This is a genomic window from Mesorhizobium sp. M0815, from assembly GCF_040319995.1.
In the GTDB taxonomy this organism is placed as follows: domain Bacteria; phylum Pseudomonadota; class Alphaproteobacteria; order Rhizobiales; family Rhizobiaceae; genus Mesorhizobium.
The window spans coordinates 1-20,532 of the sequence record NZ_JAMYOU010000024.1 but is presented as its reverse complement, the minus strand read 5'-3'; the positions used below and the strand labels follow the sequence as shown (position 1 = coordinate 20,532).

Here is a 20,532-nt window from a genome sequence, read left to right as displayed (position 1 = left end):
ATTGCCCGCGGCGCCAGGCAGCCGCAGCTATGTGATCGAGGACATGCGGGATGTGACCGCCGAAATGCTCAAGAGCGTCTCGGACAAGCTGAACGGGTTTGCCCGCTATGAGCGGCTCGCCACGAACAAAAAGGCCCTGATCGCCGCATGTGAAGGACAGCCCATCGCCGTTGCGACGTATGGCGGCGTCTCCTACTATCTCCTCCAGAAGCTCGAAATTGAGGACGTGCGCCTCGTCTATGCGCCCGCGCTCGGCATCGGCAACTTCGGCGGCCAAACGGACAACTGGATGTGGCTGCGCCACACGGGCCACTTCGGCTTTTATCGCGCCTATGTCGCTCCTGATGGTTCCTCCCGGCCATATGCGCGCGACAATGTGCCTTACCGGCCGGAGAGTTGGCTATCCATAGCCTGTGAAGGCGTCAAGGAAGGCGACCTTGTGATGGTCGCCGGCTTTCCCGGCGCAACCCACCAGTTCCTGACCGCAGTCCGGTTCAACTTCGCGCAATTCGAACCGCGGTTGCAGCGTTCGCTCTCGGATTATCCCGCCCAGATCAATCAGGCAACGGCAGGCAATCGCGAGGCGCAGATCCATTGACCGCCCGCTTCACAAATTGGCTCGGCCTAAAACGCATGGGAAAAGCAGAAAAGGCAACAGATCGGCACCAGAATGAATATGGCCGCGCGAACTGACAGACGCGCCAACAATCGGCATCTCGCATGGTGGCACTGGACGTGGCTCCCACCCTGCTGGCGCGACTCCCCATCAGGTCGTCGGGGTTTCGCTGGCGAAAAAAACTTCCGCGTGTCTCTGCGCGATCCATCCCGCTTGCGCGTGCCTAGTCAACCAAAAAACTGACCATCTGCAGGATCAGGATCAGCAAAAAAAAGCCAAAGGCAGACGCCAAAACAGCTGCCAGCAGGACGATGCGTTGTTTCTTCACCCACAGTTCCCCCGGGAGAGAGTCTAAGGATAATCCTTAAAAAAGGCGCCATGGAACAAGGCGCCCCACGCTCATTTGTGCAAGTTTAAAGTTTAGCTTGCCTGATTTATGTAATTAGACGGTTTCTTTTATGCACCACTTTTCCAAGTACTTGTACAAATCTGAACTTATCGCACATTTAGACGAACTGTACATTAGATAGCGACTTTGACGCACGCGTTTACTGGCGGTATACATCCTTCACCGTTGCCGCAAGGCATTGGCCCAGGCGCGCGGCACCTCCTTCACGACAAAGGTTGAAAGCCCGTCCTCGGGCGTTTCATTTCCAAGATCACTTCGATCCACTCATACGGGCTTCCCGAGCGAGACCGTGGGTTCGGACGGTGCGAATGAATTTCTCGTTATAATCGAATTGATTATAAGGGATATTTCTACGTTGAGTATAAAGGAAGTCAAGCCCGCGCCAGCGGCAATTTTGTCCGGGCGACCTCCGTTTCGTCGAGGACATGGTGGCGGAAGCGATAAAGCTTCGCCGGCCGACCGCCGGTATCAAATGCACTTTCGCCGGTCTCCGCCACCAGTTCCTGCTGCTCCATCAACCGGCGAAAGTTCTGCTGAAGCGCCCCTGCCGATCTAATCGTCAACGCCGTCCGCGTCAGCGCATTGCCATCGGTCAGAAAGCCGACGACATTGTTGATGACGAACGTAACGATCCGCGGCTTCAGACAGGAATGTGCGCTTCGTCCAGATGGATGGAGTGGGCTGGCAGGTTCCGGGCGGCCGCGCCGTTGAGGAGGCAGCATCGAGAGCCGCGCTCGCCGAGGATGACATAGGTCGAGATTCGTGCGCCGGAAGTCTTGCTCCATGTCTCCACGAATCCATTGGCAGGATCCCGGGTTCTTCGCGTGGTCAGGGTCGAGCAGTATCGAACCGTGGTAGTTGAGCTTTGCTCGGTGACGTGGATGCCGTGCAGCTTGCCGGCGACTATTTTCGCATTGGTCCCGTTGTCCTATTCATCTCACAAAGTCAGTCCTGATGTTGAGCAGCTTCGCTGGGCTAAATCCCGACGACGAGCGCCCCGCCGCTGAGTCCCGCACCTGCCGCCGCCAGGAGTATTTTCTCGCCCGGCCGAAACGGCTCCGCTTGATTGGCGAGCGACAGTGAGAGCGGGATCGTCGCGGCGGAAGAGTTGCCATATTCGGCGATCGTTTTGACGATCAGGTGATCGGCAACGCCGAGGTTTCGCCCGACCGCATCGAAAATGCGAGCATTGGCCTGATGCGGTACGAACCGGTCGACATCCTGCGGTCGCACTCCGGCAGCGGCTAGCGCGCTTGTCGAGCAATCGGTCATCATCTCGACGGCCTTTGCGAACACTTCGCGGCCGTCGGTCATCGTCATTCGGGTTTGCGCGAGGTCGAGGTTACCGTGGAACGGCTTGTTGCTTCCTCCTGCGGGAATCTGGATCAGCCCGTATCGCGAGCCGTCCGAATCCACGGAGGCACCGAGAATCCCCCGATCAGTATCCTCGCACGGACCGATCACGAGGGCGCCGGCGGCATCGGCAAACAGCACGGCGCTGGCGCGCTCAGAGGGATTGATGCGGCGGCTGAGGATATTGGCGGCGATAACAAGGCTCGATTTGCCGTGCAGGCGGGTAAATCCGTCCGCAAACATCAGCGCATAGATGAAACCGGCGCAGGCGCCGGTCAGATCGACAGCGCCGGCGCGGCCGAGCCCCAGCCGATGTGCGACCAGAGGCGCGCTGGGCGGCAGGAGGTGATCGGGCGTCGAGGTGGCAAGCAGCAGCAGACCGATGTCGTGGCGCGCAATGCCGGCGTTCGCCAAAGCGATGTCGCCGGCTTGCGTGGCCAAGCCAGACAGCGTGTCTTCGTCCGTTGCCCAGAAGCGCGAACGAATTCCGGTACGCCGCTCGATCCAGCCAGGTTCGAGCCCGAGATTGCTCTCGATTTCGGCATTCGCCACCTTTCGCCCCGGCGCATGATGACCGAACCCGAGAAGGCGCGACGACCTGCTCATGGCCTCGAACCGAAGCGTTCGCCGGCCTCCTCGATCGCGTCATGGAGCCGATCGAGCTCGTCGCCGGTGATGCAATAGGGCGGTAAGAGATAAAGGACATTGCCGAGCGGGCGCACAAGCAGGCCGAGCTCGAGGAAAAATGCGCGCAGCTTAGGTCCGATCTCGGCCAGATAGCCGGCAGAGCCGGCGCGCAGGTCGAGAGCCAGGATCGTGCCGATCGCGCGGCTGTCGGTGAAGTTGGCATTGTCGCGAAAGCGTCGAAACCCGGCGGCCTGCCTCGCGCTCAGCGCCGCGATCCGCTCGGCCACCGGCTCGTCCCGCCAGATCTCGACATTGGCAAGTGCAGCCGCGCAGGCAATCGGGTTGGCGGTGTAGGAACTCGAGTGGAAAAACGTCTTCTTGCGATCCGCCGAACAATGAGCATGGAAGATGGCATCGGTGGCAAGCGTGGCGGCCAGCGGGATTGCGCCACCGGTCAGGCCCTTCGAGGTGCACAGCATGTCCGGAGAGATGTTCGCCTGCTCGCAGGCGAACATGCTCCCGGTGCGGCCCCAGCCGGTCATCACCTCGTCGGCGATCAGCAGCGTGCCGGAGGCTTCGGCAATCTTCTTCAATCCGGTCAGAACCGAGGCCGGATACATCAGCATGCCGCCGGCGCCAAGCACGAGCGGTTCGACGATCAGCGCGGCGGCGCGCCGGTCGCGGCTGACGGCCTCGAACCGATCCAGTGTTTCCTGCTCGCGCCCGGCGGCCGGGAAGGGAATGGTGTCGACCTCGAACAGCAAGGGTTCGTAGGCGGCGTTAAACACGCCGCGGGCGCCGACGCTCATCGTGCCGATGGTGTCGCCGTGATAGCTGTGCTCCATGACGACGATGCGCGAGCGCGGCGCGCCGGTGTTGCGGAAATGGCCGAGCGCCATCTTCAGCGCGACTTCGACGGAGGTCGAGCCGCTGTCCGAATAGAACACCCAGTCGAGTCCGGAGGGAGCGAGACCGACAAGCGCCTTGGCCAGGCGTTCGGCCGGTTCGTGCGTGAAGCCAGCGAAGATGATCTGGTCGAGGCTCGAGGCGGTCGTCTCGATCGCCTTTATAATGCGGGGATGGCGGTGGCCATGGGTGACGACCCACCAGGAGGAAATGGCGTCCAGAATGCGCGCGCCATTGGCTTTGTGGAGATACGCGCCTTCAGTCAGGACGATTTCAGGGATCGCCGGCTCGAGCGCGTGCTGGGTGAAGGGATGCCACACACGGGATTGCGGCATCATCCGCCTCCGGCAATCAAAGCGAGGTCGAAGCCGGCAATCATCGCTTGTCTCAGCGTTTTGTCCGTCAGCGGATCGAGGTGCGGCAGCCTGCCGAGTTGCGGCACGTCGCCGAATTCCACGATCGTCCGTTGCGTATCGGTCATCTCATCGCCGATGAAGGCGATGCCAGCCAGCGGGATAGCGCGCGCCCGCAGGGCCTCGATCGACAGCAGGGTGTGATTGATTGTTCCGAGCGCGGTGCGGGCGCACAGAATGACCGGCAACTGCCATTGCTCGAATATGTCGATGAACCTTGTCCGGCGGTTCAGCGGCACCATCAGCCCGCCGGCGCCTTCGATGACGAGCGGTGTCGGCAGGACCGGAAACGAAAGATCGGCAGCCTCGATCGAAACGTCGTCGATTTCGGCCGAACGATGCGGCGAAAGCGGGCTCTTCAAGCGGTAGGCTTCCGGCAGCACGCGCCCCGACGGCAGCCCGGCAAGTCGCGCAACCGCCTCGCTGTCGGTCTCGCCGTCGAGACCCGATTGCACCGGCTTCCAGTAGAAACCGTCAAGCAGGCCGGCAAGCCCGGCCGAAAACACCGTCTTGCCAATTCCGGTGTCTGTTCCGGTGATGACGATGCGCTTGGTCATGTCGCCTCCGGTCATGTCTGGGCCAACACCTCGACGAGCGCCTCGACCATGGCGGAAATGTCGGCTTCGCCGATATTGAGCGTCAGTGAGATGCGCAGCCGCGACGTGCCCTCGGGCACGGTTGGCGGACGAATGCCGCGTATGTCGAAGCCGCGGGCCTGCAGGCGCGCCGCCACTGCCATGGTGCGCCTGACATCGCCGATCACCAAGGGCTGGATCTGAGAGCCACTTGGTATCACGCCGCAGCGATCGACCAATTGGCGGCCTGCGAGGGCGACGCGTTCATGCAGCTGAACACGCCGCATAGGCTCGTCGGCGAGCATTGCGAGCGCTTCGCGCGCCGCGACCGCCATCAGCGGCGATGGCGCGGTGGCGTAGATGAATGGCCGGCAACGGTTGATCAGATACTCGCACAGTGTCCTCGGCCCGGTCACGAGCCCACCAGATGCGCCGAGCGCCTTGCCGCAGGTGTGGAGCGCGACGATGTTGTCGCGGCCCTCGAAAGCGGCGGCCAGCCCCCGGCCGTCCGGTCCCCAGACGCCGGTCGCGTGCGCCTCGTCAATGACGATGAATGCGTTGTGCCGATCGGCAAGCGCGGCCAGGCTCTCCAAAGGCGCGCAGTCGCCATCCATGCTGTATAGGCTTTCCACCGCAATCCAGACGCATCCCATGCCGCCTTCGGCGCGCCAACGCTTGATCGCGTCCTCGACAGCATCGACGTCGTTGTGCGCGGCCAGCTTGAACTCGGCACGTCCGGCCTGTGCCCCCTCATGCATGCTGGCATGGGCGAGCTCATCGAGGACCAAAAGGTCGCCCTTCTGCGGCAGCGCCGTCAGCAGAGCGAAGTTGGCGATGTAGCCGCTGCCGAAGAACAGCGCGCGGTCGGCTCCAAAGAATGCCGCCGCGTCTGCCTCGAGCTGCTCGTGTTCCGGTGCATTGCCGCGCAACAGCCGCGACCCGGTGGCGCCAACCGACGTGCCCCGCGCAATCGCCGCCGCAACCGCTTCGCCAAGTCTTTTGGAGGCGGCAAGCCCGAGATAGTCGTTCGACGAGAAGTCGCGCCCGGCGCGCGGCTTCAGCGTCCGCAGCCGGTCCTTGCGCGCCAGTCCCTGCAAGGTCGCCTCATAGCGGGCAAGCGGTGCCCCGTTCATTGCGCCTCGAGTTCCATCGGCTCGATGCCAAGGCGCCGGAACAGCAGGGTATCCTTGTCCTCACCGGGATTGTCCGCCGTCAGCAGCGTGTCGCCGACGAAGATCGAGTTGGCGCCGGCAAAAAAGCACAGCGCCTGCATCTCGTCGGTCATGGCCGTACGGCCGGCGGAAAGACGGATATGCGATTTCGGCATCATGATGCGCGCCAGCGCGATCACGCGCACGAACTCGATCGGCTCGATGGGCTTGGCGTCGGCAAGCGGGGTGCCGGGGATCGGGATCAGCATGTTGATCGGAACGCTTTGCGGATGTTCCGGCAGGTTGGCCAGCGTCACCAGCATGCCGATCCGGTCCACCGGCTCCTCGCCCATGCCGACAATGCCGCCGCAGCAGACCTTGATGCCGGATTGGCGAACGTGCTCGAGCGTCTCGAGCCGCTCGGCAAAGCTCCGCGTGCTGATGATCTCGCTATAGTAGCGTTCCGACGTATCGATGTTGTGGTTGTAAAAGTCGAGACCAGCCTGCTTCAGTCGAGCGGCTTGCTCAAGATCGAGCATGCCGAGCGTCATGCAGGTCTCCATGCCCAGCGCCTTGACGCCTTCGACCATCGCCACCACCGCATCCATGTCGCGCGCCTTGGGGTTTCGCCAGGCCGCGCCCATGCAATAGCGGGTTGCGCCGGCGTCACGCGCCTTGGTCGCCTCGGCGACGACGCGCCGGACCTCCATCAGCTTCGACGCCTTCAGGCCGGTCTCGTGATGCGCCGACTGGCTGCAATAGCCGCAATCCTCCGGGCATCCGCCCGTCTTGATGCTGAGCAGCCGGCTGAGCTGGACCTTGTTGGGATCGAAATTCTGGCGGTGCACGGTTTGCGCGAGGAAGAGGAGATTGTTGAAGGGGGCATCGTGAAGTGCCTGAGCCTTCTCCAGGGTCCACGCTCCAGGGTCAGGGGATTGAGCCTGTGGCGATGTCTGCGTTGGACTGGCTGTTTGCATGTCCATGCTGTTCCTCCGGTTCTGCCTTGCTTTGCTGTCTGATTGACGACGATCGGAAAGGACAGTTGATTCGATCCTGTTCGTTCCTCAGACAATCATGAGCCCCAATAGTCGAGGCCGATATCCAGGATCGGCGCGCTGTGGGTCAGTCCGCCGACCGAAATCAGATCAACGCCGGTCGCGGCAATCGCTCGCGCTGTATCGGATGCGATCCCGCCAGAAGCCTCGGTGATAGCACGGCCGCCAACGATTGCGACGGCCCGGCGAAGATCGGCGAGGGACATGTTGTCGAGCAGAACCGCATCGGGAGCGAAGCCAAGTACCTCCTCCAATTGGGCCAGCGTATCGACCTCGACTTCGATCTTGACGAGATGACCGGCCCGTCTTCGTGCTCGCTCGAGCGCCGGGCGAACGCCGCCTGCGATGGCGATGTGGTTGTCCTTGATCAGAATTGCGTCGTCGAGGCCGAAACGGTGATTGGATCCGCCACCCGCGCGCACCGCATACTTTTCGACTGCCCTCAATCCGGGCGTCGTCTTGCGCGTGCAGACGATCTTCGCGCCATATCCACGAACCGCAGCGACGATCGATGCCGTTGCTGTAGCGATGCCGCTCAGATGGCACAAAAAATTGAGTGCCGTCCGTTCGGCTGTGAGAATGGCCCGGGCAGGGCCAACCACTGATGCAATGACCTCTCCATCCATGACATTGCAGCCGTCTGCCCGCTCCACCGAAATTTCGACATCAGGATCAATCAAGCGGAAAGCGAGCATCGCCAGATCGAGGCCGGCGACAACTCCGGACTGGCGCGCCGCCAGCACGGTTCCCGCTTGGTGTGCCTTCGGGATGATGGCCTCCGTGGTCAAGTCGCCGGCTCTGCCAAGGTCTTCAAGAAGAGCTGCCCTTACAAGCGGCTCAAGCATGACCGTGGGAAGCGGTGAGAGCGTCATCATTTTGCCCCTTCGAGGCTTGGCGAGTGTCCGAGTTCCCGCGCAGCGGCCAAGGCGGCTTCGAGGGTGATTTCGGACCGTCGGGCGACAGTCGCATGATGAGGAAAGTCTGTCCGGTAATGAGCGCCGCGGCTTTCTTCGCGCAACAGGGCGGCAACCGCGATCATTAGCCCGACAGCCGCCGGATCCGAGGCCGCGTCCTTGCTTTCGGCGAGCGGCAACAAGGCATATGCGGCTGCTTTCAGACCTTCACCATCCCGGACGATGCCGAGTGCGCGCGACAGGAAAACACGCACGGGTATCGGAGCGGGCGATGGGTGAACGTCCGCAACCGCAGGCCTTGTTCTGCGAGCAGGCGTTCCGGCGACACTTTCAGCGACCCAGCGCGCGCACACGACGGCCTCGGTCAAGGAATTGCTGGCGAGCCTGTTGGCGCCATGCAGTCCTGTCGAAGCGACTTCGCCGCAGGCCCACAGCCCCTTGACGGACGTCCTACCGGAGCCGTCCACGGCAACGCCACCCATGTGGTAGTGTTGGGCCGGACGAATGGGGATGAGATCGCGCGCGGGATTGATGCCGGCTCCACGACAGGCTGATGCAATTGTCGGGAAGTGTCGAGCAAATTCCGGGCCAGGCCGTTGCCGCGCGTCGAGAAAAACACGGTGGCCGTTGGCAAGATGGTTCCAGACGGCGCGCGCCAAGACATCACGAGGCGCAAGTTCCGCCCCTGACACGCTCTGGAGAAAAGCCTGGCCGGTTTCGTCGATCAGGGCAGCACCTTCGCCGCGGACGGCCTCGCTGACCAGCGCCATAGGGCGTTCCGGGCCGTCAAGCGCGGTCGGGTGGAACTGGATGAACTCGAGGTCGGCAAGGACAGCTCCAGCGCGGGCCGCAAGCGCCAGGCCCTGTCCGCAACTGCCCGAAGGATTGGTGGTGTCGAGAAACAGTCCCCCGATCCCACCGGTGGCGAGGACGACCCGCCGTGAGCCGAAGAAGACAGGTCCTATCGAACCGCTCGCCGAGACGCCTCGGATCGCATTCTCTCGCACCGCCAGTCGGCGCGCTTCCACGCCCTCCACGACAACAATCGACGGAGTGGAACGCACAGCCGCGATCAGGGCACGCATGATCTCACGCCCGGTGCCGTCACCATGCGCATGAACGATGCGACGTCGGCTGTGTGCGGCCTCCAATCCGAGGCACAGTGATCCTTTCGACGTACGGTCGAAGGGAACCCCAAAGCCCGCAAGCCCCTCTATCGCCTTGGGCGCGGCTTGGAGGATGCGGCTCGCCACGTCTGTGTCGCAGAGACCATCCCCGGCGGCAAGCGTATCGGCCAGGTGCAGTTCCGGATCGTCGTCTTCGCCGAAACTTGCAGCCAGACCACCCTGTGCCCACGTGCTCGAATTGTCAGCTCCCAGCAGCGTCCTGGACAGAAGCAGCACCGGCTCCGGCGCCAGTTGAAGCGCGGTCATCAGTCCGGCGATGCCGCCGCCGATGATGATCGGCCGCCCGAAGATGCTGCGGACATCGGCGCTCAAATTGCCAGCATCCGTTCGACCGCAAGCCGCGCGCGCCCGGCGATCCCGGGTTCGATGGTTACGATATGGTGGTTCTGCTCGAGCGCCATGCGGATGTTGGCAAGCGTGATCCGCTTCATGTGCGGGCACAAATTGCAGGGCCGGATGAACTCGACCTCTGGGTGCGCTAACGCGACGTTGTCGCTCATCGAACATTCCGTCATCAGCACGACACGTGCCGGCCTTTGCCTTTCGACATAGTCGGACATGGCAGCGGTCGAGCCGGAAAAATCTGCTTCAGCCACGACGTCGGGCGGGCATTCGGGATGCGCGAGCACGATCACGCCGGGATGGCTTTCGCGCAACTCGCGGATGTCGGCCGGTGTAAAGCGCTCATGCACCTCGCAATGCCCTTTCCAGGCGATGATCTGCACATCGGTCTGGGCGGCGATATTCTGGGCCAGATATTCGTCCGGCAACATGATCACCTGGGGAACGCCAAGGGATTGGACGACCGCCTTGGCGTTGCCGGATGTACAGCAGATATCCGACTCGGCTTTCACTTCGGCCGACGTGTTGACATAAGTGATGATCGGCACGCCGGGATAACGCTGGCGCATCAAGCGCACGTCTTCTGCCGTGATCGATTCCGCCAACGAACAGCCTGCCCGCAGGTCGGGAATGAGCACCGTCTTTTGCGGATTGAGCAGCTTGGCCGTTTCGGCCATGAAATGTACGCCGGCCAGCACGATGACTTGCGCCTCGATCGTCGCAGCCGTGCGGGCCAGTGCCAAGCTGTCGCCGACGATGTCGGCCACGCAATGGAAGATCTCGGGGGTCTGATAGTTGTGCGCCAGGATGATGGCGTTGCGCTCGCGCTTCAGTGCAAGGATCGCCTCGATATCCTCGACGAAAGCCGGCCATTCGATCGGCGGGATCACTCGTCGGACGCGCTCGTAGAGAAACGCGGTCGCAGGCAGCACGGCGCTCATCGACCCCTCCAGCTTATACTCTAGTTGAAAATAACCAGCATATACTTGCTGTGAGTATAAGCGATGTCAACCCCGCGCCAGCGGCAATTTTGTCCCGGCGATGACCCTCTCGTCGAGAACGGCGTGGCGGAACCGGTAAAGCTTCGCTGGCCGGCCGCCGGTCTCCGCGGTTGCCTCTCCGGTCTCTTCGACCAGCTCCTGCTGCTCGATCAGCCGGCGAAAGTTCGGCTTACGCACGAGCCTGCCGGCAAGCGCCTCCACGGTTCGCTGCAGCTGCAAAAGCGTGAAGACCGGCGGCATCAGCTCAAAGACGACCGGCCGGTATTTGATCTTGGAGCGCAGCCGCGCAATGCCGGTCGCCACGATGCGGCGATGATCGGCGACCATAGACTTGCTGGGCACCAGCGGAGGCAGCGTCGCGTCCCGTCCGCTTCCGGCCTCTTGGACCAGGCCTGCTTCGTAGACTAACTCATAGCGTTGAAGCGTGAGTTCCTCGTTCCAAAGGCGGTCGTCGAAGCCGAAGGCTATCGTCGCCCGCTGCCAGCGTTCACGTCGCGTGGCCGCGTCGCTGACGCCGTCTGCCCATTCAATCAGGCGCGGTCGCAGAACGTCCAGCACGACCGGAGGCGTGCCGGAGCGGTGGTCCTCCCATGGAAAATATTCATACCAGCTCTGCCAGCCGCACTTGGGCGAGCCAGCTGCCTGTTCCTTGCGGGTCAATGCGAGATAGCTGATGGAGATGACGCGCTGCTGGCGCTCGGCGCCGATGCGATCCCGATCCGCGAAGGTGTAGAGTTGCTCAATATACCCCAGCGGATGGCCGGTCTGCTGCTCGACCCACCCCCTCAAACCGGATTGCAGCGATCGGTGCTCAAGCGCAAATGGTCCGGAGGGAAGGGTGTCCGCCTGGCCGATGGTGAGGACACAGGGTTCACTGTCGTTTACGGCGACGACAAAGGCGATCAGGTCCACTTTGACTTCGTCGGCCTTGACGGCGGCTCTGTCTTTCCTGGGTCCTTTTGCCTGATCGTCCATGTTCGCGAAAGTGGTTGGCCAGCTCGGGGGCGCCTGAATCGATTTAAGTGTAAGCGCGCCTGTCCGCACGTCAACACCGCACAGCTGCACGGCCATTTTTAGCTCTTCGCACTTGCACAAAAATGTGGCAAACGCGACACCCGCGGTTGGTAACGTTGGGGAAGGAGGGTCCATTGAGTGCGTTTGGTGACACCAAGGCGATCACACCGCCGGATATTCGTTCGCGCAAAGGTGGGACGCCGCTCGTCTGCCTTACCGCCTACACGACGCCAGTCGCCCGGCTTGTCGATCCCCATTGCGATGTGGTGCTGGTCGGCGACAGCGTCGGCATGGTTCTCCACGGCCTGCCCTCGACGCTCGGTGTGACGCTGGAGATGATGATCACGCACGGCCAGGCCGTGCGCCGTGGCCTCGAGCAGGCGCTGATGGTCGTCGACCTGCCGTTCGGTTCCTTCGAGGAAAGCCCCGAGCAGGCTTTCCGCAATGCCGCGCGCGTCATGGCCGAGACCGGCTGCGCGGCCGTCAAGCTCGAAGGCGGCGAAACGATGGCAGAGACGATCGGCTTCCTCGCCGCGCGCGGCGTGCCGGTCATGGCCCATGTCGGCTTGACGCCGCAGGCGATCAACACCATCGGTGGCTACCGCGTGCAGGGCAGAGGCGGGGATGCCGAGCGCATCAGGCGCGACGCGCTTGCGGTAAGCGAAGCGGGCGCCTTTGCGGTCGTGCTGGAGAAGGTTCCCGAGGCGCTCGCCCGCCGGATCACCGGGGAGGTGGCGACCCCGACCATTGGCATCGGTGCCTCGGCAGCCTGTGACGGCCAGATTCTCGTCGTCGACGACATGCTGGGCCTCTTCGGCGACTTCCGGCCCAAATTCGTCAAGCGCTATGCTGAAATGGGGGAGGCCGCTGCGGCTGCGATCGCGGCCTATGCGCGGGAAGTGAAGGAGCGCCAGTTTCCGGCCGCCGAGCACGTGTTTGCCGATGCGCGCAAGCCCGCCGACGCGGACGCCACCAAGAGCGGAGAAGCAGCGTGAGCGTGCCGATTGTCAGGAGCGTTGCCCAGCTTCGCGAAATTGTCGCCGCATGGCGCCGCGAGAGCGTGAGGATTGCCGTGGTGCCAACGATGGGCGTCCTGCATGAGGGCCATCTCAGCCTGGTGCGCGCGGCACTCGAGAAGGCCGACCGGGTGATCGTGACGCTCTTCGTCAACCCGAAGCAATTCAACAGCCAGGCCGATCTCGCCGCGTATCCGAGCACCGAGGACGAGGATGCCGCCAAGCTGGCACCGCTTGGCGCGCACCTGCTTTATGCGCCGGATGCAGAGGAAATGTATCCGGCGGCCTTCGCCACGACCGTTTCGGTGTCCGGTGTCAGCGAGGGCCTGTGCGGTGCCTTCCGGCCGGGACATTTTGATGGCGTGGCGACCGTCGTCGCCAAGCTCTTCCTGCAGACCAGCGCTGACTTCGGCTTCTTTGGCGAAAAGGACTTTCAGCAGCTTCAGCTAGTCAGGCGTATGGCCCGGGACCTGGATATTCCAATCACCATTGTTCCTTGTCCGACAGTCCGCGAAGCCGACGGTCTTGCACTATCATCGCGCAATGTCCGGCTCTCGCCAGCAGAGCGTGCTGTTGCCCCCGAGCTATCATCGGTCTTGCTCGAGACGGCTGAGCGGCTTGCCCGCGACTCGCCCGTCCTGCCAACGCTTGCCGAAGCGCGCGCAGCAATTCTGGCTGCGGGCTATGGCGAGGTCGAATACCTGGAACTTCGCGACGAGGCAGATCTGCGACCGATGACAAGCCTTGACCGACCTGCACGCTTGCTTGTCGCGGCCTGGCTCGGCGGTACACGTCTCATAGACAACGTCAGAATATCACGGGTTTCAACAGGTTAACGGGGTTCTCGGCACGCGCTGTATCCGTCCGGGATCGTTTAAAACAAGGTCTCTGCCTGGCATCGAGCGATCACGGAGGTTACGCAAAGCGCAAATGCATCGCGTGTTTGAGAACTTCGTCGAGCAACTGTCTGCAAGTGTTGATGCTGCCGATCTCCGTGAGGCAATGGCATCCGCTGCAGCCGGCTTCGATTTTCCGCTATTCGCCTATTTCACTTACCCGTCGGCCTCCGGCGACGCCCCGCAATTGATCTCAAACTATCCTTCATCCTGGACATCACGTTATCTGCAACAGCGATACCACAGTCTTGATCCGGTCATCCTGCGCGGGCTGCAAGGCTGGGATACCTTCGATTGGGGGGTGGATCGCGCTCGGCACTGTCTGCCGAATTCGCAGCAACAAATTCTGGAGAGTGCGGCTGAGTTTGGCATCCGCGGCGGCCTGACGATGTCCATGCATGATCATCGCGGCCGGTTTGCTGCCCTGACCTTTGCTTCCGACGAGTCCCGTCCGCCTCTGTTGCGGTCACTGACACGTTACGAAAAAGCATTGCAGCTGGTGGCCATCAACTTTCATATCCATGTCCGGCGCAGGCTCGCCGACGATCGCGTGGTGGATGGTGTAACGCTCACCCCGCGGGAGTTCGAGTGCCTGAAATGGGCGGCGCGCGGCAAGTCGGCTTGGGTTATCAGCCAGCTTCTCGGCGTCTCAAAGCGCACCGTGACCTTTCATCTGGAAAACGCCAAGGCAAAGCTTGGCGTTCGAACGATCAACCAGGCCGTTGCACGACTGGCTGCCTCCGGCCAGGCGAGATCCTGATTCGTCGGCCACGATAGCTGTAAACCTCTACAGGCTGCATCGCTGCCGGCTTTGCCCTTCGATGGCGGGAACACATCCCGCACGGAGGCGACCATGATGCAGCTGATAACACCAGACCTTTACGACGAGTTCGCAAGCGAGCTCAAAGAGATGCACGGGCTCAGGTTTCGGGTGTTCAAGGAAAGGCTCGATTGGGAAGTTGATACCGAAGACCAGATGGAAACAGACCCGTTTGATGGTCTGAAGCCTGTCTATCTGCTCCTCAAGGGATCCGACTGGCGAATTCGCGGTTGCGTGCGTCTTTTGCCCAGCACCGGACCCACAATGTTGCGCGACACGTTCCCGGTGCTGCTGGGTGCTGACGTCGTGCCCTCGACCTCCGACATATGGGAGAGCAGTCGTTTCGCGCTCGATCTTCCTCCCTCGGCGCCCAAGGCAGCGGGCGGACTGGCCCAGGCAACCTACGAGCTCTTCGCGGGCATGATCGAGTTCGGCTTGGCCAAGGATCTGACCCGGATAGTAACGGTGACGGACACGCGCATGGAACGGATCCTTCGCCTCGCGACGTGGCCATTGTCGCGCATCGGACAACCCAAGTCCGTCGGCAAAACGGAGGCGGTGGCCGGGTTTCTCGAGATTTCCCGCGCGAGCCTTTTGCGCATCCGCAGCAGGGGACGTCTGAGCGGACCGGTACTGTGGCAACCGGTTCTAGGCCCGTCGGCATAGCGCCATTGTGGACACCTGAGCCGTGAAGGATGCTGGTCTGCCCAAGGAAGCGACGGTCGGTCTTGTATGCTGGCCGGACTGGCGTCGTCACGAAGCTTACCACTACGCCAGACGATTGCCACGCACTGCCTGGGCCTGGGAGTTTCTTCGGCGCAATCCACAATTTCAGCGCGACCACGCCAAAATGGCACCGTCCGCCTACATTGTCGGAGCCCAGGCCGACATGAAGATAATCGAGTTGACGACAGGATCATCTTTCCTAAGACAATGGAGCCTCCTTTTTCGCGGACGCGCCACAGTCGGACGCTACGTCGGCAAGGGTCTTTTGGGATCCACGCGACTGCGCCCGTATTCTACGAGCGGCCGCGGAGCCGGTTGGGCTCGACCACGATTTTGAACCGCTTGATCTCCCTTCGCTCTCATGCTGCAAGGACATCCTGCTGACACCTGCCGGCGTGCAGCACGTGCTGCTGAGGGAGGACTGCCGGAGTCTGCAGATCGCCCTTTCCGGTGCATCCGTTCTCCGCCCGTTGCGGCTATATGTCGACGCGATCGTGCAGCCGCAGCACCTGAAGTTCCATGTCGCTGCCCTTCAGTTCCTCAACGACATCAATGGTTGCGGCCGCCTGGCAGCTGCTTGCTTTCCGCCGGAACCCCGCGGAGCGCGTCTGCGTATCGTGCTCCAGGCTTTGGATGGCTCGCTTGCGGGAGCATCTCATCAGGAGATCGCCATTGCCCTGTTCGGGAGACGCCGTGTCGAAGAAGATTGGTCTCATCCAGGTAGCCATCTTCGCGATCAGGTGCGTCGCGCCATCCAACGTGGCCGCTACCTGATGGGCGGCGGCTATAGACAGTTCCTGATGTAATTCGGGTGACAGCTTGGTGATTGTCTTATTCGAAAACGCGCAGGCATCAATCTCCATTTCTCACTGCTATTGTGCCTTGTACAAGACGTGACACGCGCCTCTTCCGCTGCGGGAATCGGGTTTGAGTAATACGGACCAAGCACTGAGAACCAACGTTTTCGTGATAGTGCATTCATGCCCCGAGAATCCTGATGACCGTTACGAACCCCGACAAAGCCGGCGCTGACTGAAACGGTCGCTGAACGTGCTCTGTGGCCTGCGCCGCCTGACTCTCGGTTTCGGCCATGCCGACTAACAGCGTATTGATAGGCCATCGCGGGCTAAGCTCTACCGGCGAAAGCCGCGTCAAAGCGGCAGGCAATCAGAAACTAGATCGGCGGCGACGATGATTATGATCAACGTGACGAACACGTGAACCATGCCGACGGCGCCGACGTTGCCGATGATGATGATGCCGACCATGCGTCGCTGATGCTGCCTAACTACAGTGCTGTGTGATCATGCCGATCACCGCGTGACCACGAGCGGCGGCGGTTCGTGGTCAGGTGCGTGGCCGGGATGATCGCGCATGGCCGATTGTTCCTTCGTGCCGCGGGTGTGGGCTTGCGTTCGGTCATGAGGACGTCAGGCGCAACGAAGAAGTTAGATCAGGGCCCCAAACGCGGCTTATCCATGGGGTGGATGATAGCTATCCCTACAATCAATTATACCAATATTACCCAATACTACTAGAAGATCCCCCAATGAAAGCGGCCGGATGGGTATCCGTCTCGCGTAGGCTGAAGCTGCCGGCAAGAATGGGAAGACGAACATGTGCGGGATTGTTGGCATCGTTGGGCAACAGCCGGTGTCGGATCGGTTGGTCGACGCATTGAAGCGTTTGGAATATCGCGGCTATGATTCCGCCGGCGTTGCGACGATCACCGAAGGTGCCTTGCACCGCCGGCGCGCCGAGGGCAAGCTCGTCAATCTCGAGAGGAGACTGAAGGAAGAGCCGCTGAGCGGGAACATCGGCATCGGCCACACGCGTTGGGCAACCCATGGGGCCTCGACGGAACGCAATGCGCACCCGCACTTTGCCGACGGTGTCGCCGTCGTCCATAACGGCATCATCGAGAATTTCACCGAGCTGAAGGACGAATTGGCGGCGGCTGGCGCCGAGTTCCAGACCGACACCGACACCGAGGTCATCGCGCATCTCTTGGCAAGACACCGCCGGGAGGGCATGAGACGGCAAGAGGCGATGCGTGCCATGCTGAAACGCGTCAGGGGCGCCTATGCGCTTGCCGTCCTCTTCGAAGATGATCCGTCGACCATCATGGCGGCGCGCAACGGACCACCGCTGGCGATCGGTCACGGCGACGGCGAGATGTTCCTGGGCTCCGACGCGATCGCGCTTGCTCCCTTCACCAATGAAATTACCTATCTCATCGAGGGCGACTGGGCCATTGTCGGCAATTCGGGCGCCCATATCTTCGATTTCGACGGCCATCCCGTCGAGCGTCCGCGCCATACCTCCACGGCCGCGGCCGATCTGGCCAGCAAGGGCAATCATCGCCACTTCATGGAGAAGGAAATCTACGAGCAGCCCGAAGTCATCGCCCATGCTCTCCGTCACTATAGCAACATCATAGAGAATCGCGCCGACATGGTTTCTGGCATCGATTTCGCCAGGATCCCGAGCTTGGCGATCTCGGCCTGCGGGACCGCCTATCTCGCCGGACTGATCGGAAAATACTGGTTCGAGCGCTATGCGCGCCTGACGGTTGAAATCGACGTTGCGTCCGAATTCCGTTACCGCGAGATCCCGTTGTCGCCGCAGTCGGCGGCTCTTTTCGTTTCGCAGTCCGGCGAAACCGCCGATACGCTCGCATCGTTGAGGTACTGCAAGGAGCGTGGGCTGAAAATTGGCGCTATCGTCAATGCCTGCGAATCGACCATCGCTCGGGAGGCCGATGCGGTCTTCCCGATCCTTGCCGGACCGGAGATCGGCGTCGCCTCCACCAAGGCGTTTACATGCCAGCTTGCCGTTCTAGCCGCACTCGCCATCGGCGCCGCCAGAGCCCGCGGGACCGTAACCGAAGACGAGCTGCAGGCGCTCGTCAGGAGCCTCGCCGAAGTGCCGCGCGTCATGGGCCAGGTACTCAACAGCATCCAGCCGGAGATCGAGTTCCTGTCGCGCGAACTGTCAAAGTGTCGTGACGTCCTGTATCTCGGCCGTGGCACCAGTTTCCCGCTAGCGATGGAAGGTGCGCTGAAGCTCAAGGAGATTTCCTACATCCATGCCGAGGGCTATGCGGCGGGTGAATTGAAGCACGGTCCGATCGCATTGATAGACGACAACATGCCAGTGATCGTCATCGCGCCCCATGATCGCTTTTTCGACAAGACCGTCTCCAACATGCAGGAAGTGGCTGCCCGTGGAGGGCGGATTATCCTCATCACCGATGAAAAAGGGGCAGCCGCATCGAAAATCGACACCATGCACACGCTCGTGCTGCCGGCTGTCGACGAGATTATCGCGCCGATGATCTTCTCGCTGCCGATACAGCTTCTTGCCTACCACACGGCGCTCTTCATGGGCACAGATGTAGACCAGCCGCGCAATCTCGCAAAATCGGTCACGGTCGAATGATTGTGAACCTTTATAGGTGGCGATGCTTGTCCATCTTCGCTGCATCGGCGGTGGAAATTGGTCGAAGGTATCAGCGTCCGCGAGGCTGGGTGGACGGTGCCGCGAATAGCCACTGGAGGCGTCAGTGAGAGTTCGAGTTGCTGTTCAAGAAAGCCATCGGGGAGAATGAGTCGTGTAGGATCGCAGGTCGAATGCGCTACAGCCGATCAGGCCATCTCATGGCGGGCAGGTTCTTAGAACTTGATCAGTAGCAGGTGAGCCGCCATATTCCGACCCGGCTGCCAATTTCAAGTGGCCCATTCCATGGATGAGGCCGGTCCGGCCGAATGGACGTCCATTTTTTTGATTTGCTGGGTGTGCGCCAGGGTCGGGGAGGAAATCTCCCGATTTGTCAGGCGCTCCCATCTTCTTGGAGATGTTTATGAAGGATTCGCGCATTCCCGAGCCAGTCTTGACGGCTATGTCGCAGGGGACCCACATCATCCGCGCTTATCGTGAGCACCTTGGGTATTCAATCGAGGACCTCGCGGTCGCGTGCGGGCTTGCCGCTCAGGAAATCCAAAACATCGAGCGGGGTCTAAAGTACAATAAGGGCTATCGGAATCGGATAGCGAGATCGCTGTCCATACCTGTGGGAATTCTTGAGGCAGAGTCGGACATATCGGACGCCGCCTGATCAGTCGGATAATCTGCAATGGGTGGAAGACCGTTCTTGTGATGTGACGTTTGCGGCTGATAGTCGTCGCTTGATTCCGTTGGACGCGAATGCCTTCTGGCGCAGTACCGCCAAGAGAATTCTCGTCCACTGTCCGAGTCAGGAACTGCACACGGGCTCGCCGAACAGGAAGTTGGAACGCTTCGTCATGCTGTCTTAGGCGATATAGCCGCCCGGAGTGCTGCGACACGTGCACGATAGCATTGGCTCGCGAGGATGGATTGCTAACGGCGAACCCATGCTGGTCGGCAAGGCGATATTGGCTGGAGCATCAACTCGGCCGACGAGAGTGGCCCCCCATCCTAGGCAGGATCGGCCGACATGGCCGGCATCGCGAGCCGCTCTGAAAAGAGCACAGCGGGCATCCAGACGCTGCCGGGTTGACTATTGGTGTCGGAACCGCAAAAAGGGGCCGCTCTTCATGAGTGGCGTGGGGCGGCCCCCGAACCCCACCCCCCCCCCCCGGCTGCCGGCGCGCTTCTAGCCGCCTTGATGCACGGCGATAAGCTTTTGACGGCCTGAAGCGACGTTGTGGTCGCCGTTGCGGTGCTTTTCCACGCGCCTCGTCAGGCGCCGGGATTGCTCCGTCGTGATGGCAGGCGGGGGTTTGCAGGTTGCGGTCGACGGGTTCGTTTCGGGGCGTCTGCCCCCATCGTTATGTCGCGAGTTGGGGGATGCGATCGAGGACGATGCGCAGGATGCGCTGGTCGGGGCACGATGTCGGCAGGTGCAGGCGGATTTGCGATTTCATCTCGACCACCCGCGCAGCGATTTTGATGAGGCGCAATCGCAGCGTGTCGAATTGGGCGACGGCAAAGCTCGAGCGCCTCGGCATCGCGGCCCGCAAGCCCCACATCAACCAGTAAGCACCGGCATGCAGGAATAGCCGGAACTGGTTGGCCGTCGCTCTTGTGCAGGACGTTCGGTCGGCGGCGAGATGCGTCTTCCACGACTTGATGTGGTTCTCGGCCGCGCCGCGCCGGCAGTAGACATCCTCGTAGAGCGCCTTGGCCTTCCCACCGGCAAGGTTGGTGACGACGAAGCGGATATCGCCACCTTGGGCGCCGACCTCGACCCGCGCGATGATGCGCTCGACGCGGCTCCAACTAGCGGCGCCGTCAACGAACTCCTTGAACCTGCGGACCTTGCCTGTCTTGGCCGACGCTTCGAAGCGCGCCGTCGTGCTGGCCTCCAGATCCGCGACATGCTTGCGCAGGGTCGTGGGGGGCGCGAGGCCAAAGATGAAGTCGACGTCGTTGGCGCGGCACCGGTCGATGACCTGCGGGTTGCAATAATGGCTATCGCCGCGGAGCAGGATTCGAATGTTCGGCCAGTTGATCCGGATCGCCCGCACC

Annotated in this window: 21 protein-coding genes; 9 read left to right on the top strand and 12 right to left on the bottom strand. The window is 61.8% G+C overall.

The features are described from left to right. Position 1: 1 nt before the first annotated feature. On the top strand, positions 2-598 hold the full coding sequence (locus NKI01_RS23200; protein ID WP_352964716.1) for a S46 family peptidase: 597 nt from the start codon (positions 2-4) through the stop codon (positions 596-598). Between the two features lie 798 nt (positions 599-1,396). Here the strand turns inward: NKI01_RS23200 and NKI01_RS23195 are convergent. The 11 genes from NKI01_RS23195 to NKI01_RS23145 form a co-directional block, all read right to left on the bottom strand. Beyond that, on the bottom strand, positions 1,397-1,747 hold the full coding sequence (locus NKI01_RS23195) for an NrtR DNA-binding winged helix domain-containing protein (RefSeq protein ID WP_352964790.1): 351 nt from the start codon (positions 1,745-1,747) through the stop codon (positions 1,397-1,399). Beyond that, positions 1,666-1,908 carry an aspartate 1-decarboxylase gene (locus tag NKI01_RS23190; RefSeq protein WP_352964778.1) on the bottom strand — a complete coding sequence of 81 codons (243 nt, stop codon included), beginning with the start codon at positions 1,906-1,908 and terminating at the stop codon, positions 1,666-1,668. Before NKI01_RS23190 ends, NKI01_RS23195 begins: the two co-directional genes overlap by 82 nt. A 92-nt stretch (positions 1,909-2,000) precedes the next feature. Further along, positions 2,001-2,984: a 3-oxopimeloyl-[acyl-carrier-protein] synthase BioZ gene (bioZ, locus tag NKI01_RS23185; RefSeq protein WP_352964715.1), complete on the bottom strand. Its 984-nt coding sequence runs from the start codon at positions 2,982-2,984 to the stop codon at positions 2,001-2,003. After that, positions 2,981-4,246 (bottom strand): adenosylmethionine--8-amino-7-oxononanoate transaminase, encoded by a 1,266-nt coding sequence (locus tag NKI01_RS23180; RefSeq protein ID WP_352964714.1) that lies wholly within the window; start codon positions 4,244-4,246, stop codon positions 2,981-2,983. The genes bioZ and NKI01_RS23180 overlap by 4 nt, the downstream gene beginning before the upstream one ends. Continuing rightward, positions 4,246-4,881 (bottom strand): dethiobiotin synthase, encoded by a 636-nt coding sequence (gene bioD / locus NKI01_RS23175; RefSeq protein ID WP_031194973.1) that lies wholly within the window; start codon positions 4,879-4,881, stop codon positions 4,246-4,248. The genes NKI01_RS23180 and bioD overlap by 1 nt, the downstream gene beginning before the upstream one ends. Before the next feature lie 11 nt (positions 4,882-4,892). After that, positions 4,893-6,032, bottom strand: coding sequence for an 8-amino-7-oxononanoate synthase (locus NKI01_RS23170; protein ID WP_352684193.1), 1,140 nt, complete (start codon positions 6,030-6,032; stop codon positions 4,893-4,895). Next, positions 6,029-7,027: a biotin synthase BioB gene (bioB, locus tag NKI01_RS23165; RefSeq protein WP_352496596.1), complete on the bottom strand. Its 999-nt coding sequence runs from the start codon at positions 7,025-7,027 to the stop codon at positions 6,029-6,031. The genes NKI01_RS23170 and bioB overlap by 4 nt, the downstream gene beginning before the upstream one ends. 95 nt (positions 7,028-7,122) lie before the next feature. After that, the gene (gene nadC / locus NKI01_RS23160) at positions 7,123-7,977 is read right to left on the bottom strand and encodes a carboxylating nicotinate-nucleotide diphosphorylase (RefSeq protein WP_352964776.1); all 855 of its coding nucleotides are present in this window, start codon (positions 7,975-7,977) and stop codon (positions 7,123-7,125) included. Next, on the bottom strand, positions 7,977-9,518 hold the full coding sequence (locus tag NKI01_RS23155) for an L-aspartate oxidase (protein WP_352964713.1): 1,542 nt from the start codon (positions 9,516-9,518) through the stop codon (positions 7,977-7,979). Before NKI01_RS23155 ends, nadC begins: the two co-directional genes overlap by 1 nt. Further along, entirely contained in the window at positions 9,515-10,489 is a 975-nt protein-coding gene (gene nadA / locus NKI01_RS23150) for a quinolinate synthase NadA (RefSeq protein ID WP_352610560.1), read from the bottom strand. Before nadA ends, NKI01_RS23155 begins: the two co-directional genes overlap by 4 nt. 66 nt (positions 10,490-10,555) lie before the next feature. Further along, complete coding sequence (locus NKI01_RS23145; protein WP_023722073.1) at positions 10,556-11,524, bottom strand: NUDIX hydrolase; 969 nt, start codon at positions 11,522-11,524, stop codon at positions 10,556-10,558. Positions 11,525-11,697: 173 nt separating this feature from the next. Between NKI01_RS23145 and panB the strand changes: the two genes are divergently transcribed. The 8 genes from panB (at position 11,698) to NKI01_RS23105 (ending at position 19,138) form a co-directional block, all read left to right on the top strand. Continuing rightward, positions 11,698-12,558: a 3-methyl-2-oxobutanoate hydroxymethyltransferase gene (gene panB, locus NKI01_RS23140; protein ID WP_352496588.1), complete on the top strand. Its 861-nt coding sequence runs from the start codon at positions 11,698-11,700 to the stop codon at positions 12,556-12,558. Further along, on the top strand, positions 12,555-13,415 hold the full coding sequence (panC, locus tag NKI01_RS23135) for a pantoate--beta-alanine ligase (protein WP_352964711.1): 861 nt from the start codon (positions 12,555-12,557) through the stop codon (positions 13,413-13,415). The genes panB and panC overlap by 4 nt, the downstream gene beginning before the upstream one ends. Before the next feature lie 94 nt (positions 13,416-13,509). Continuing rightward, positions 13,510-14,235: a LuxR family transcriptional regulator gene (locus NKI01_RS23130; RefSeq protein WP_352496586.1), complete on the top strand. Its 726-nt coding sequence runs from the start codon at positions 13,510-13,512 to the stop codon at positions 14,233-14,235. A 93-nt stretch (positions 14,236-14,328) separates the two neighbouring features. Continuing rightward, entirely contained in the window at positions 14,329-14,961 is a 633-nt protein-coding gene (locus NKI01_RS23125) for an acyl-homoserine-lactone synthase (RefSeq protein ID WP_352496585.1), read from the top strand. A 22-nt stretch (positions 14,962-14,983) separates the two neighbouring features. Next, a complete protein-coding gene (locus tag NKI01_RS23120; RefSeq protein ID WP_352964710.1) occupies positions 14,984-15,358 on the top strand; it encodes a transcriptional regulator domain-containing protein in 375 nt (124 codons plus the stop codon). 58 nt (positions 15,359-15,416) lie between these two features. Further along, positions 15,417-15,827, top strand: a complete 411-nt coding sequence (locus NKI01_RS23115) for a DNA -binding domain-containing protein (RefSeq protein WP_084643024.1) — start codon at positions 15,417-15,419, stop codon at positions 15,825-15,827. Positions 15,828-16,638: 811 nt separating this feature from the next. After that, the gene (glmS, locus tag NKI01_RS23110; RefSeq protein ID WP_352964709.1) at positions 16,639-18,462 is read left to right on the top strand and encodes a glutamine--fructose-6-phosphate transaminase (isomerizing); all 1,824 of its coding nucleotides are present in this window, start codon (positions 16,639-16,641) and stop codon (positions 18,460-18,462) included. A gap of 415 nt (positions 18,463-18,877) precedes the next feature. Further along, positions 18,878-19,138 (top strand): helix-turn-helix domain-containing protein, encoded by a 261-nt coding sequence (locus NKI01_RS23105; RefSeq protein ID WP_352496595.1) that lies wholly within the window; start codon positions 18,878-18,880, stop codon positions 19,136-19,138. A gap of 694 nt (positions 19,139-19,832) precedes the next feature. Here the strand turns inward: NKI01_RS23105 and NKI01_RS23100 are convergent. Continuing rightward, positions 19,833-20,532 (bottom strand): IS1380 family transposase (locus NKI01_RS23100; RefSeq protein WP_352964708.1); only part of this gene is annotated, 700 nt, incomplete at its 5' end.